The sequence below is a fragment of the Azospirillum sp. P4_B5 genome, from assembly GCF_056402275.1.
Window position 1 is genome coordinate 1 of record NZ_JBFUHT010000048.1, and the last position, 14,963, is coordinate 14,963.

Sequence of the window (14,963 nt, forward strand, 5' to 3'; positions counted from 1 at the left end):
GTCGATCTCCTCCGGCTGACGTAAGCGGACAACCTTGCTAATCTCGTCCATGGCGTATCGCTCCCTCGTGGAGGTTCTGGCAGGCTTCGTCACCCGCCTCGATACGCCGCCTTCTTCAGACCGTCATCACCCACTTTCCCGCATAGCTCGGCTCCAGCGTCGTCAGCCCATCCACGCAAACTGCGGGAGAAACGGGGAACGGAGACCATCTCAGTTCCTTGCAGAGGACCTCTGAATGGAACCATAAACTGTGGCGAGAACACCCGTAAACCGCACTCCCTGGAGCTGCGGGGCGCCTACTCCGCCGCAGCGTCGCCGGGCTCGTTTCCCCCGCTCCATTCCCGAACGAGGCCGTACGCCACGGCGAGCAGCGTCGGGCCGAGAAAAATGCCGATCAGGCCGAAAGCGACGAGACCGCCGACGATTCCCAGGAAAATGATGATGAAGGGAAGATCGCTGCTCCGACCGATCAGGATCGGGCGCAGGACGTTGTCGAGGCTGCCGACCAGCACGCCGACCCAGGCCACCAGAAAGATCGCCATGGCGGTGCGGCCCTGGCTGGCCAGCCAGATCGCGGCGGGCAACCAGATCAGCGCCAGCCCCATCGGCACCAGCGCCAGGAAGAAGGAGACGAAGCCGAGAAGCAGGACGCCGGGAATGCCGGCGATCCAATAGCCCACGGTGGCGGCGATGGCTTGCACCAGCGCGGTGCCGAGCACGCCATGGACGACCCCGTTGATCGTCTCGGCGGCAACGTCGAGGGACTGCCGCGCGCGGGCGCCGGCGATCCGCCCGACGATGCTGCGCAGCCGGCGCACGGCGGTGCGGCCGTCCCGGTAGAGGAAGAAGGCGATCAGGACGCTCAGAGCGATCAGCGACGTCCCCGAGAGAAGATGCCCGCCGCTCTCCAGTGCAAAGTCGCGGATCCGGCCGAGATAGGGTTGGAGCGTCGTGCGCAGATTGGCCTCGCCGCCCGCCAGCACGCTCCAGGTCACCTGCAGCCGGTCGCCGACTATCGGAACGCCGATCAGCCAGTCCGGCAAGGGCGGAAGTCCCCGGTCCATAGCCGCGTGAACCGTTTCGACGACGCGGAAGACATTCTCCGACAGCTTTATTCCAAGCGCCGCGAGAGGGCCGACGAGGATCGCCATGATCATCAGCGTCATGATCGCCGCCGCCAGCGTGGTGCGGCCGCCGAGCGCTCGCTCGATGCGCCGGTGCAGCGGCCAGGTGCTGAAGGAGAGAATGATGGCCCAGAGGATCGCCGCGATGAAGGGGCGCAGCACGACGAAGCAGCCGATCAGCAGGATCAGCATCATGGACAGGACGAGCGCCTTGCGGACATAGCTCATCTCGTACCGCTCCGGGGATTCCGAGGCGTCGGCGTGCGGCATGAGCCGGTCGTGAATGAAGTCCGCCATGGCTTGTGATCCCTTCAGGGCACGATGGCCCAAGTACCCTTGTCCGTCTTGCCGAAGTTCATCGGGTGTGGATGCCGCTGCGCGCACATGATGTCGATCCGAACATGACGGCAGAAGAAGCGGCGCGATCTCACACGTGCTGCTCGTGGACGGCCCTGTCGGCGTGGGCTTCCTTCGCGCTGTCGAGGAAACCGTCCGCCGTGGTCGTTGCGAAGACATGCATGAGGCGGGCGATAACCCCGGTCCAGCCGGTCTGGTGACTGGCCCCCATGCCGGCGCCGATGTCGCCGTGGAAGTACTCGTAGAAGAGGATGTGATCCTTCCAGTGCTGGTCCTGCTGGAACGTCCGGGCGCCGCCGAACACCGGCCGATTGCCGTGTTCGTCGCGCAGGAAGATGCTCTCCAGGCGCCGCGATATGTCCCGGGCGACCTCATAGAGGTTCATCATGGTCCCCGATCCGGTCGGGCATTCGATGAGGAAGCCGTTCCCGAAATAGGCGTAGTATTGGAGCAGCCCGCGAACGATCAGCGCGTTGATCGGCATCCAGATCGGCCCGCGCCAGTTCGAGTTTCCGCCGAACATGCCGCTGTCGGACTCCGCCGGCAGGTAGGGAACGCGGAATTCCTGGCCTCCAACGACGAAGACGTAGGGGTGGTCGGCGTGATGCCGGGACATCGACCGGATGCCGTAGGGGCTGAGGAACTCCCGTTCGTCCAACATGCGCGTCAGAACCCGGCGCAGCCGGCCTTCGTTCAGGATGGCGCCAAGCCGGCGCCCGCCGAACCCGATCTGCCGCGGGTCGTGCATGGCGCCCACCAACTCCGGGCGATCGGCCAGGAAGGAGTGGAAACGCCTGGCGATGTCCGGGTGTTCGGCCAGGAGGTCGCCGTCGAAGACGCAAACGGCGCACAGCGGCAGCAGGCCCACCAGGGATCGGACCTTCAGACGCTCCGTCCGTCCGTTCGGCAGCCGCAGCACGTCGTAGAAGAAACCGTCCTCCTCGTCCCACATGCCGGTGTCGTCGCCGATGCGGGTCATCGCCGACGCGATCCACAGGAAGTGTTCCGCGAATTTGACGGCCATGTCGGCGTGGAGCGGGTCGGTCTTCGTCAGTTCCGCCGCGATCTCCAGCATGTTCAGGGCGAACAGCGCCATCCAGGCCGTGCCGTCCGCCTGCTCCAGACAGCCGCCGGTGGGCAGCGGCGCGCTGCGGTCGAACACGCCGATGTTGTCGAGCCCGAGGAAGCCGCCTTCGAAGACGTTCCTTCCCTCGCGGTCCTTGCGGTTGACCCACCAGGTGAAGTTCAGGAGCAGCTTGTGGAAGGTCTGCTCGAGCCAGCGGCGATCCGCCTCGTCGCCCCGCGGCTTCAGCAGCCGGTAGGTGAAGATGGTCGCCCAGGCGTGGACCGGCGGGTTCACGTCGCCGAAATTCCACTCATAGGCGGGAATTTGCCCGTTGGGGTGCAGGTAGCGCTCGCGCAGCATCAGCTCCAGTTGCTGCTTGCCGAAGTCGGGATCGACCAGCGTCAGGGCGAGCACGTGGAAGGCCAGATCCCAGGCCGCGTACCAGGGGTATTCCCACTTGTCCGGCATCGACACGATGTCGGCGTTGTGCATGTGGTGCCACTGGCTGTTGCGCGGGCCGATCCGGCGGTCCGCCGCGAACGGGTTCGCTCCGTGCTGCTTCAGCCAGGTGCCGACGTCGTATTCGTAATACTGCTTGCTCCACAACATGCCCGCCAGGGCCTGACGGAACACCAGCGCCTCGTCCGCGCTGAACGACGGCGGGGTTATGGAGGCGTAGAAGGCGTCGGCCTCCCGGCGGCGGGCGTCGAACAGGTCGGTGAAGGCGATGCCGAAGACATCGTCGCCCGCCGCTTCTCCAGCCGTGTTGTTCGCGTCCAGGCGCAGGCGGATGGTCCGGCTCCCGCCGGGGGCGAGGGTCAGGCGATAATGGGCGGCGGCCTTCGTGCCGGACTTGTCCGGATTCACCGCCTCCGCCTGCCCGCGCACGACACAGGCGTCGATCCCGTCCTTGACGTAGGGGGTGCGGTTCGGAAGGCCGAACAGGCGCTGGCGGTTGGTCTCGTTCCCGGTGAACAGCAACTCCGGACCGCCGTCGCAATGCAGGGCCTTCTCCCCCTCCTCGGGATCGAGGGCGACGATGCGGCGGCCCGGTACGGCTTCGCGGAGCGTGGGTTTGCGCGCGGTGTCCTCGGAACCGTCGTCCCGTGACCACTGGTTGCGCCACCACAGCGTCGGCAGGACGTGCAGATCCGCCGCCTCCGGCCCACGGTTGTGAACGGTGATTTCGATCAGAATTCGCTCGGGAGATGCCTTGGCGTATTCCACGAAGACGTCGAAATAACGATCCTGGTCGAACACGCCGGTGTCGAGCAGTTCGTATTCCAAGTCCTGGCGGCTCCGCCGACAGCTCGTCTCGACCAGATCGTTGTAGGGAAATTCCGCCTGCGGATACTTGTAGAGATACTTCATGTAGGAGTGGGTCGGCGTGCTGTCGAGGTAATAGTAGTATTCCTTCACATCCTCGCCGTGGTTGCTTTCGCCGTTGGTCAGCCCGAACAGCCGTTCCTTGAGGATGGGGTCGCGCCCGTTCCACAGCGCCAACGCGAAGCAGAGCCGCTGGCGGTCGTCGGAGATGCCGGCCAGGCCGTCCTCTCCCCACCGGTAGGCGCGCGAACGGGCATGGTCGTGCGGGAAGTGGTTCCAGGCATCGCCGTGTTCGCTGTAGTCCTCGCGCACCGTGCCCCATTGCCGCTCGCTGAGATAGGGACCCCACATTTTCCAGGGGACGCCCTGTTCGCGCGCCTGATCGAGCCGCACCTGCTCGGCGGTCCGACCGCCCTCCAGCCGTTCACCCCGGTCAGGCATTTCCCCCTCCCTCGCTGGATCGTTCGTCGATGTTCCCGCTCATCCGGCGCCGATGGAGACGTTCTCGGAGACGCGCCGCGTCAGGGGGCGGATCGGCGGATGGTCACACACCGCTCGTCACGCCCTTGGTCGGCGCCGGCCCCGGCGGGTGCATGGCCTCGTCGTACCGCGGCTTGGCGCGTTCCTCCGCCGCCGGTTCCCGGATACGGAACCAGGCGACGTAGAGCGCCGGCAGGAAGAGCAGCGTCAGCAGAGTCGCCACGATCAGGCCGCCGATGATCGCGTAGGCCATGGGCCCCCAGAAGACCTCGGGCGCGATGGGGATCATGCCCAGGCTGGCCGCCGCCGCCGTCAGCAGGATCGGCCGCACGCGGTGCATGGTGGCGTTGATGACGGCGTCCCAGGGATGCTCCCCGGCCTCCAGATGCTCGTCGATCTGGGCGATCATGATGACCGAGTTGCGGACGATCATGCCGATCAGCGCGACCACGCCCAGAATGGCGACGAAGCCCAGCGGCGTGCCCGTCGGCAGCAGCGCCGCGACGACGCCGATCAGGCCGAGCGGCGCCACGCTGATGACCAGGAACAGCTTTTGGAAGCTTTGAAGCTGGATCATGAGGATGGTCAACATGACGAAGATCATGATCGGGAAGACGGCGGTGATCGAGGCCATGCCCTTGGCGCTGTTCTCCACCGTGCCGCCCGCTTCGATGGTGTAGCCGGGCGGCAGGCTGCGCCGCAGCTCGTCCACCGCCGGGGCCAGCTGCTGCACCACCGTCGCGGCCTGCAACGGGGGAACCAGATCGGCCTGGACGGTGATGGTGGGCAGGCGCGTCCGCCGCCAGACCACCGGCTGCTCCAGGTCGTAGCGCATGGTCGCGACCTCGCCCAGCGGCACGGTGCGGCCGTCCGGAATGGCGATCTGGAGGTTGCGCAGCGTCTCGATGGAGCTGCGCTCCGCGTTGGTCGCCTGGGCGACCACGTCGATCAGGTAGATGTCGTCGCGCACCTGCGTGAAGGCCGCGCCCGACACCGTGGCGTTCAGCGCCTGGTTGAGCGATTTGGAGCTGATCCCCAGCAGGCGGGCCTTGTCCTGGTCCACATCGACCCGCACCACCTTCGACGGCTCGTTCCAGTCGTAGTTGACCAGCAGCGTGTAGGGGTTGGTGCCGATGGTGTCGGCCATCCGGGCGGCGATGGCCCGCACCTCGCCCACGTCGGGTCCGGAGACGCGGTACTGGATCGGCCAGCCGACCGGCGGCCCCATCTCCAGCGGGCTGACCCGCGTGTTGAGATCGGAGAAGTTCTCGTTCAGCACCTTCTCCAGCCGGGCGCGGACGTCCTCGCGGACCTTGTAGCCCTTGGTCACCACCACGGCCTGGGCGAAGTAGTCGTTGGCCAGCTGCACGTCGAGCGGCAGGTAGAAGCGCACCGCACCCTGGCCGACGTAGAAGCTCCAACGCTCGACGTCGGGGTCGGCCGCCAGCACCTTCTCGAAGCGATCCACCACCTCCTCGGTCGCCCGGATCGAGGCCGTCTGCGGCAGGGTCAGATTGACCAGCAACTCCGGGCGGTCGGAGGCGGGGAAGAACTGCTGCTGGACGAAGCGCAGGCCGAAGACCGACAGGCCGAACAGCAGCAGCGTGGCCACGATCACCAGATAGCGCGCCCGCATGGCCAGGCGCAGGCTGCCCCGGAACATCCGCATCAGGCGGCCCGGTTCGCCGCCATGCTTCGATTTCATGGTCTTGGGCAGCACGTTCACCCCGATGAGGGGCGCGAACAGGACCGCCACGATCCAGGAGAACAGCAGCGCCATCGCCACCACGGCGAACAGCGTGAAGCAGTATTCCGCCGCACCGCCCTGGGCGAAGCCGATGGGGATGAAGCCGGCCACGGTGATCAGCGTGCCGGTCAGCATGGGAAAGGCCGTGGAGGTGTAGGCGAAGGTCGCCGCCTTATCCAGGCTGAAGCCCTCCTCCAGCTTGGTGATCATCATCTCCACGGTGATCATGGCGTCGTCCACCAGCAGGCCGAGCGCGATGATCAACGCGCCCAGCGAGATGCGCTGGAGCGTGATGTCGAAGAACTCCATGCCGATGAAGGTCATGCCCAGCACCAGCGGGATGGAGGTCGCCACCACCAGCCCGGCGCGCAGCCCCAGGCTGATGAAGCTGACCACCAGGACGATGACGACGGCCTCCTTCAGCGCCTTGGTGAAGCCGGCGACCGATTCCTCCACCACCACCGACTGGTTGGCGACGAGGTGGACGCCGATGCCCACCGGCAGGTTCGCCTCGACCTGCCGCATCCGCTCGCGGATGCCCTCGCCGAAGGTCAGCACGTTGCCGCCGGCCGCCATGGAGATGATCATCCCGATGGCCGGCTGCCCGTTGTAGCGGAACAGCGGCGACGGCGGGTCGGCGTAGCCGCGCCGGATGTCCGCCAGATCGGCCAGCCGGTAGAATTTATCGTTCGCGCGCAGGCTGATGGCGCGCAGGCTGTCCTCCGACGTGAAGGCGCCGCTGACCCGGACCGAGATCTTCTCGTCGCCCGCCTGCACCACGCCGGCCGGGGCCACGGCGTTCTGGGCCTGAAGCTCGGCGATGACCTGCTCGCGGTCGATCCCCATCGCGGCCAGCTTGCGCGTCGAGAAGTCGAGATAGATCCGCTCGTTCTGGACGCCGACGAACTGGATCTTGCCGACGTCCGGCACGCGCATCAGATCGGCCCGCGCGGTCTCCGCATAATCCTTCAACTCGCGGTAGCTGAAGCCGTCGGCGGTGAAGGCGAAGACCGTGCCGAAGGTGTCGCCGAACTCGTCGTTGAAGGCCGGCCCCTGCACGCCCTGCGGCAGGGTGGCCTTCATGTCGGCGATCTTCTTGCGGACCTGATACCACAGGTCGGGCACCGCCTCGGCCGGCGTGTAGTCCTTCAGGTTGACGTAGACGACCGAGATGCCGGGCTTGGTGTAGCTCTTGACGTAGTCGAGATAGGGGATCTCCTCCAGCTTCTTCTCGATCGGGTCGGTCACCAGCTTCATGGTGTCCTCGATGGTGGCGCCGGGCCAGTTGGCCTGGACCACCATGGTCTTGATCGTGAAGGCCGGGTCCTCCTCACGGCCGAGGCGCATGTAGGCCATGCCGCCCGCCAAGGTCAGCGAGATGATCAGGTACCAGACGAAGGAGCGGTGGCGCAGAGCCCACTCGGAGAGATTGAAGCCGGTCATGGTGCCGCCGCCGTTTCTATTTTCTGGTTGAACCGGACCCGCTGGCCTTCGCTCAGGCTGTGCACGCCGGCGGTGACCACGACGTCGCCGCGGGTCAGGCCTTCGGTGACGATGACCGGGCCATCGGTGTCCCTGGCGCCGTCCCTGGGTCTGATCACGACCGGCTGGCGCCGGACGGTCTGGGCCTTCGGATCGACGACCCAGACGAAGTTTCGCCCCGCCTCCTCGAACAGCGCCGTCCCCGGCAGTTCGACCACCGGGGCGGGCGGCTGCTTCAGGCGTCCGACGACGGTCGCGCCGAGGCGCAGGGCGTCGGGCGGGTTGTCCAGCGCGATCCGGACGGTGTGGGTCCGGGTGACGGGATCGGCCTGGGGCGAGATCTCGCGGACGCGGCCCACCGCCGCGATGTCCGGTGCTCCGGCCAGCGAGACCTCGATCACCGGGTCCTTCGGCGCCGCCCGGATGCCGGTCTCGGCGACGTTGAAGACGGCTTCGCGCTCCTCCGGCTGGGCGACGCGCACCACCATCTGGCCGGCTTCGACCACTTGTCCGGGCTCGGCCCCGATGGTGGTCACCACGCCGTCCCGATCCGCCCGCAGTTCCGTGTAGCCGACCCGGTCGCGGGCCGATTGCAACGCCGCCTGCGTCGCGACGACCTTGGCGTCGGCGGTGCGCATCGCCAGCAGCGCCGCGTCGTACTGCGCCTGGGGGGCGTTGCCGTTGGCCAGCAGTTCCCGCTTGCGGTACTCCTCGTTGCGCGCCTGCACCTGATCGGCCTGCGCGGAGGCGAGGTTCGCCTCGGCGGTCCGCAGCGCGTTGCGCTGGTCCTGGTCGTCCAGCCGCGCCAGCACGTCGCCGGCCTTGACCAGACTGCCCACATCGACCTTGCGCTCGACTAGCTTTCCGGCGATGCGGAAGCCAAGGTCGGCGTCGGCCCGCGCCTCGATGGTTCCGGTGGCGGAACTGCCCATCCGGAAGGTTACCGGCTCCACGGTGACGGTCCGCACCGGCCGGATCACCGGCGCCGCGTCGGCGTGATGGCCGCCCTGCGGCTCACAGGCCGCCAGCGCCGGGGCCAGGGCCAGCAGCGCGATGAGCAGCGGGTTCGTGGTTGGCCGCCACGTGTTCGGCCGCGCGATGCCGGTCATGCGCCGCTCCCCGGCTTGATGGTGACCTTCTGGTCCGGCCGCAGCTTCTGGACGCCGCCGACCACCACCAGATCGCCGTTGTCGAGGCCGCTGGAGACGGTGACCGTGCCGGTGTCGTATTGCAGGACGGAGACGGGGCGCAGGCTCACCGTGTCGGCCGGCCGCGCCACGACCCACACCGCCGGGTCTCCATTCTCCGTCTGGAACAGCGCCGAGGACGGCAGATTGACCACCGGCCGCGCCGGCAGCTTGGCCCGTCCGACGACGGAGGAGCCGAGCAGGAAGGCGTCGGGGGCGTTGGGCAGGGAAACCTTCACGGTGTAGGTCCGGGTCACCGGATCGACCCCCGGAGACACCTCGCGGATCGTTCCCTCGGTGACGGTCTTCGCATCGTTGACGAGCCGCACCTCGACCGTCGGCAGGCCCTCCCGTCCTTCCAGCCGGATGCTGGCGCCCGGCACCTGGAAGACCGCTTCCCGTTCTCCCGGATCGGCCAGCCGCAACACCGTCTGGCCGACGGCGACCACTTGGCCGGGCTCCGCCGTCTTCGCCGTGATGACCCCGTCGCGGTCGGCCCGCAGTTCGGTGTAGGACAGCGTGTCGCGGGCGGAGCCCAACTGCGCCTCGGCGGAGTTCAACTCGGCCTGCGCCTGCTGGTAGCGCTTCTGGGCGTTGTCGTACTGGACCCGGGTTGTGAAGCCGTTGGCGAGCAAGGAGCGCTGGCGTTCCTCCTGCGTCCGGCTCTGCTCGACGGCGGCCTGCGCCGCCGCCACGTCGGATTCGGCGGACCGCAAGGCGTTTGTCTGGTCCTGGTTGTCCAGCCGCGCCAGCAGTTGGCCGGACGTGACCGTCTGCCCGACGTCCACCAGCCGCTCGACCACCTTGCCGCCGACGCGGAAGCCGAGGTTGCTCTCGTGGCGGGCCTGGATCTCACCGGTCAGCGCGGCGGTGCGGTCGAACTGGCTCACCTGCACCGGCAGGGCGCGGATCAGCGTCGCCTCGGCCGGTGGCGGCACCGGCTGCTCGCAGCCGAGAAGCAGGAGGCCGGCGATAATCGCCGATCTGGATGACCCGAACCCAGATGACCAGGGCATGATGCCTCTCTCCTTCCCAGGACCGTGTCACGCGGAGCGGTGGCGGCGGAGGATGGCGCGGGTATGGAGCGCGATCATCCGTTCCTCGTCGGTCGGGATGACGCAGCCCTTGACCCGGCTGTCCGGCGTCGTGATGCACAGCGCGTTCGCGGCGTTGGCCGCCTCGTCGAGGTCGAAGCCGAGCCAGCGCGCCCGCTCCGCGATGGCCTTGCGGATGGCGGGCGCCCGTTCGCCGATGCCGGCCGTGAACACGAGCCCGTCGATGCCCCCCATGGCGGCGGCCAGCGCCCCGATGGCGAGGCTCGCCCGGTAGGCGAAGCACTCCAGCGCGAGCCTGGCGCGCGGATCGGTGCTGGCCAGCAGGTCACGGACGTCGTTGCTGATGCCGGACAGCCCCTTCAGGCCGCAGTCGTGGTACAGCAGCCGTTCGATGGCGCGGGCGTCCATGCCCTTGTCCATCAGGTACAGGACCACGCCGGGGTCCAGCTGCCCCGGCCGCGTCCCCATCGGCAGCCCGTCCAGCGCGGTGAATCCCATGGTGCTGTCGACGCTGCGCCCATCCCGGATGGCGCACATGCTGGCCCCGCTGCCGAGATGAGCGACGACGACCCGCCCGCCGGCGATCCCGGGGGCAAGCTCCGGCAGGCGCCCGGCGATGTATTCGTAGCTCAGGCCGTGAAAGCCGTAGCGCCGCACGCCTTCCTGGTAAAGGGAGTCCGGGATGGCGTAGCGGTCGGCCAGTTCGGAATGGTGCCGGTGAAAGGCTGTGTCGAAGCAGGCCACCTGAAGCACGTCCGGCAGGAGTTTCCGGATCGCCCGGATCGGCGCCAGATTGTTCGGCTGGTGGAGCGGGGCGAGCGGAACGTAGCGTTCCAGCGCCCCGATCACCGCGTCGTCCACCGCCACATGGGTGTCGTAGGCCGGTCCGCCGTGAACCACCCGATGCCCGACCGCCACCGGCATGGCGCCGCTCAGCCGTTCCCGCAGCCACGCGCCGAGAAAGGCCAGCGCGCCGGGAACCCCGTCACCGGATTCAGCCGGCAAGGGAACGCTTCCATCCTGGAGAACCAGCCGTGGCGTCGTGCCGATCCCCTCGATCCGGCCGCGCAGGCGCACCGGCAGCGTCCCGTCCGCCACATCGAACAGCTGGAACTTGATGCTGGAGGAACCGGCGTTGATGACCAGGATCGTCTCGGTCATGCCCGTTTCGGTCATGGTCGTCTCGGTCATGGCGACCTCACCCCTTCACCGGCTGCTCGACCCGCTGCCGGTGCGCGTACAGCGCCGCCACGGCGCAGGAGGCCATGCGCGTCATGACGCTGTCGGCCCGGCTGGTCAGCACGATGGGCACCCGCGCGCCCAGCACGATGCCGGCGGCATCGGCGTTCGCCAGGAAGGTCAGGTTCTTGGCGAGCATGTTTCCCGCCTCCAGATCCGGCACGACGAGAATGTCGGCCTGCCCGGCGACCGGGGACTCGATCCCCTTGATCCTCACCGCTTCGGGGCTGATGGCGTTGTCGAGCGCCAACGGCCCGTCCAGCAGGCCGCCGGTGATCTGCCCCCGGTCGGCCATCTTGCACAGCGCGCCGGCCTCCACGGTGGAGGGGATTTTCGGGTTGATGGTTTCGACCGCCGACAGGATCGCCACCTTCGGCTGGGGATTCCCCAGCGCCCGCGCCAGATCGATGGCGTTCTGGATGATGTCGCGCTTGTCCTCCAGGGTCGGCGCGATGTTCACCGCGGCGTCGGTGATGAACAGCGGCTTCCCGTAGGTCGGCACGTCCATGATGAAGACGTGGCTGATGCGCCGTTCCGTCCGCAGCCCGCTGTCCTTCCTCGCCACCTCGCGCAGCAGTTCGTCCGTGTGCAGGCTTCCCTTCATGAGAAGCTGCGCACGCCCCTGGCGCACCAGTTCCACCGCCGTGGCGGCGGCGGCGTGGCTGTGGGGCACATCCACGATCTCGTACGGGGCGATGTCGAGCCCGGACTCGTCCGCCACGGCCCGGATGCGCGCGGCCGGACCGATCAGGATCGGGGTGATGAAGCCCTGACGGGCCGCATCAACGGCACCGCCCAGGGATGAGGCGTCGCAGGGATGTACCACCGCCGTGGGGACGGGGGGGATATCGCGGCAGGCGGCGACCAGCCGCTCGTACTTCTCATGACGGTGCGGGGCGGACGGTGGCTGACTGTCGGCCATGACGCACCCTCCTCACCAGCGCAGATACAGCCCGACGTCCCCCGGCATGCCGCCGGGATAGTCCAGGATCTGCGCCCGCAGCTTGTAGCCCTTGGCCCGCAGGGTCTTGTCGAAGACCTCGTAGGCTTCGCGGGCGAAGCCGGTCAGGGAATTCGGCCAGTCCGGCTCGAAATTGTTGATCGCCCGGCCACCGTCGGTGCAGTAGCTGCTCGGGAAGCGCGCAATCTGGATTTCCTTCACGCCGCGCGACGCGGCGTCGCGCACCGCGCGGGTGAACCGCTCCTTGGCGTCGGGGCGGATGTGCTGGTTCATGAAGGCTTCGCGGACGGTGTCCTGTTCCTTCATGTGCTTCTTTTCCCGCTCCAGGGCTTCCTGGAGCAGCGCCATCTCGTGCTCCTCGGCGAGCTTCCGGAGTTCGGCGGGCGAGATCAGGTCGTCGCCGATGTCGGGGACGGCCGCAGCCGCCTTGGTCTGGTCCATGTTGCTCATGATGCGTTCCCCTTGTTGCTTGTCAGCCCTGTGCGTCGGCGCCGGGTTCACTTGGTTTTCGCGGTGCCCATCACCCTGCGCTGCGCGTCCGTCCTGCTGATGTCGGAGGCGGCCCTGCCCAGCGACGATTCCCCGGAACCAGGCAGCACGCGCAGGGGCGGCTCGCGCTCGGCCTCGATCCGCTGCTCCTTGTTGTGCAGAAGAGCGTCCACCTGCCGCAGGCGGGCGCGCTGGTCGGGGGTCAAAGGCCCGGAGGCCTCCAGGACCCGTTCCGCCAGCGCCATCACCTCCTTGCGCTCCTTCTCGCCGGACAGCAGCTTGGGCAGCGCGCTCATCGCCGCGGCTTCGTCCATCAGCATCAGGAAGACCTGTTCGCGGAAGACCGCGCGGACGGCGTCCACGGACAGCTGTTGGGTGCCGGGGTGTTCCTCGCGGATTTTCCGCAGCATCTGGAAGGCGCGCTCGTCGAGGGCGCCTTCGCCGCGCCGCGCGTGGATCAGGACGCGAAACAGCGCCTCCCGCACACCGCCCTCCTCCACGCGGCCCATGATTTCGGCCATCCGCTTCTCGAACAGGGCTTCGAACGCCTCGTCGCGGACGTGCGGCGGCCGCGCGTCCTCGCCCGGCGCGGCCAGCCCGACCAGAGCCTGAAGGAGCGGCGCGTTGTAGAGGCCCATGAACAGGCGCTCGACGGCGCCGTCCCGCGCGTCCCGCCAGCGGTCGAGCCCCTGCACGATCTCGTCCGAGACGCGGTTCTGCGCGCTCAGGTACGGGTTGTCCGGGCTCACCGGGCGGCGGTGCTCGCGCACCCAGTCGGCCATGGGGCCGACCGGCGCCATGAAGGGGTTGAGGTGCGAGAACAGGTAATACTGGCTGCGCGCCGGGTTCATCATCCGCAGCCATTCGGCGAAGGGCTCGTTGACGGTCGCCTGGATCGAAGGCCTGGCGAAGGTGGCGTACAGGCCCTTGTTGATGTCCGAGATGCGGGCCACCGCGGCGAAGCGCCGGTCGTCCTCCGGCGTGTTGCCGCCAAGCCCGCGGATGTGGTCGAGCGTGCGCAGCTCGAACCGCGTCACGTAATCGCCCGCGACCAGATCGGCGCCGGGGACGTTCAGGTCCTTCGGCTGAAGGATCATCTCGTAGAGACCCGGTGGCAGCAGGTCGATGAAGTCGATGTTCTCGACGAACTCCGACGTTTCCTTGCGGGCGACGCGGCCGGACACGAAGATGCCCAGATGCCCGATGTCGTGATGGAGATTGTAGACGATGGTCTGCTCGTGGGCCCGGATGTCCTCGACGTCGCTGTAGAGATCGAGTATCCAGCCCAGCGCCTGTTGCGGCGGCGTGATGTTGTCGCCGAAGGACGCGAAGACCAGGATGGGCGAGCGGATGTTCCGCAAATCCAGCCGGCGCCCGTTCCGGACGATGCCGCCGCTGGTCATCTTGTTGCCGACGAACAGGTCGTCGGTGATGGCCTCGATCTCCTCCCCGTTCATCAGGAAGAAGCCGCTCCACCACTTTTCGAACTCAAGGTAGCGGTCCGCTTCCGTGTCGATATGGGCGTACAGGTTGTACGCCTTCTTCCAATAGGTGTTGGCCGGGTCCAGCTTCTCGAAGTTGCCGACCAGATGCGCCCCGTCGAAACGGCCGTTGCCGAGGTCGCTGGCCAGGGCGGCGAGCCAGGCGCCACCATAGAGCCCGCCGAGGTAGCGCATCGGGTTCCGCCCCTTCACGCCGGCCCAATAGGACAGCGGGGAGCCCGCGATGATGATCGGTCCCATCAGGTCGGGCCGGACCGCGCTCAGCGCCATCACCGCCCAGCCGGCCTGGCAATTGCCGATGACGCACGGCTTGCCGGCCGCGCCGTCGTGCAGTTTTCCGACATGCTCGATGAAGAAGGCCTCCGCTTCACCCACGTCGGCCAGCGTCTGCCCCGGCTCCGGTTCGGGATGAAAGCCGATGAAGTAGCAGGGGTGCCCGGCGCGCAGTGCGGTGCCGATCTGGCTGTCCGGCTTGAAGCCGCCGATCCCGGGCCCGTGACCGGCGCGCGGATCGACGATGACGAACGGACGCTTGGCCGGGTCGGTGCCGACGGCAGGGTCCGGCAGAATGCGAAGCAGCATGTAGTTGCACGGCCGCTTCAGCCTCCGCCCTTCCATCACGACCTCGTACGGGAAGGACAGAACGGGCGGCTTTCCTTTATCGGCGTGGTCCATGAACTGGTCGCCGCGGCGCCGCAGGACATCCAGGAACAGGACCCAGCGCTGCATGGCGTCGACGCCATAGTCGAAAGCGTCCTGAAACGGGTTGGGAACATTGAACGGGTTGGGGAAAGCCGGCGTTGGCCAACCATCCGCGCCTTTCCCGGCCGTCGTCTCTTCCACCGGCTTTGTCCCGGTTGATTTTGCCCCCGATGATTTTCCTGCGGCCCCGTTTTCCGCGGGTTCGACGAAGGATCCAAGAAAGGGAAATGCCGCAGTCCAGGCGGA

General features: G+C 67.7%; 8 protein-coding genes and 1 pseudogene. All 9 read right to left on the reverse strand.

Annotation, left to right across the window (positions count from 1 at the left end):
- Nucleotides 1-296 precede the first annotated feature (296 nt).
- The 9 genes and pseudogenes from AC1DVI_RS26730 to AC1DVI_RS26770 all read right to left on the reverse strand — a co-directional run bounded on the left by AC1DVI_RS26730 (nt 297) and on the right by AC1DVI_RS26770 (nt 14,744).
- On the reverse strand, nt 297-1,421 hold the full coding sequence (locus AC1DVI_RS26730) for an AI-2E family transporter (protein WP_476960556.1): 1,125 nt from the start codon (nt 1,419-1,421) through the stop codon (nt 297-299).
- A 130-nt stretch (nt 1,422-1,551) separates the two neighbouring features.
- Nucleotides 1,552-4,314, reverse strand: a complete 2,763-nt coding sequence (locus AC1DVI_RS26735; RefSeq protein ID WP_476960557.1) for an MGH1-like glycoside hydrolase domain-containing protein — start codon at nt 4,312-4,314, stop codon at nt 1,552-1,554.
- A 103-nt stretch (nt 4,315-4,417) separates the two neighbouring features.
- Complete coding sequence (locus AC1DVI_RS26740; protein WP_476960558.1) at nt 4,418-7,543, reverse strand: efflux RND transporter permease subunit; 3,126 nt, start codon at nt 7,541-7,543, stop codon at nt 4,418-4,420.
- Nucleotides 7,540-8,691, reverse strand: a complete 1,152-nt coding sequence (locus AC1DVI_RS26745) for an efflux RND transporter periplasmic adaptor subunit (protein WP_476960559.1) — start codon at nt 8,689-8,691, stop codon at nt 7,540-7,542. The genes AC1DVI_RS26740 and AC1DVI_RS26745 overlap by 4 nt, the downstream gene beginning before the upstream one ends.
- Nucleotides 8,688-9,785, reverse strand: coding sequence for an efflux RND transporter periplasmic adaptor subunit (locus tag AC1DVI_RS26750; protein WP_476960560.1), 1,098 nt, complete (start codon nt 9,783-9,785; stop codon nt 8,688-8,690). The genes AC1DVI_RS26745 and AC1DVI_RS26750 overlap by 4 nt, the downstream gene beginning before the upstream one ends.
- A 27-nt stretch (nt 9,786-9,812) precedes the next feature.
- On the reverse strand, nt 9,813-11,015 hold the full coding sequence (locus tag AC1DVI_RS26755) for an acetate/propionate family kinase (RefSeq protein WP_476960561.1): 1,203 nt from the start codon (nt 11,013-11,015) through the stop codon (nt 9,813-9,815).
- A gap of 7 nt (nt 11,016-11,022) precedes the next feature.
- Nucleotides 11,023-11,964 (reverse strand): annotated as a pseudogene (locus tag AC1DVI_RS26760) (bifunctional enoyl-CoA hydratase/phosphate acetyltransferase); the annotation flags it as partial.
- A gap of 33 nt (nt 11,965-11,997) precedes the next feature.
- Nucleotides 11,998-12,474 (reverse strand): hypothetical protein, encoded by a 477-nt coding sequence (locus tag AC1DVI_RS26765; RefSeq protein ID WP_476960562.1) that lies wholly within the window; start codon nt 12,472-12,474, stop codon nt 11,998-12,000.
- A 47-nt stretch (nt 12,475-12,521) separates the two neighbouring features.
- Nucleotides 12,522-14,744: a DUF3141 domain-containing protein gene (locus AC1DVI_RS26770; protein WP_476960563.1), complete on the reverse strand. Its 2,223-nt coding sequence runs from the start codon at nt 14,742-14,744 to the stop codon at nt 12,522-12,524.
- Between the last annotated feature and the right edge of the window lie 219 nt (nt 14,745-14,963).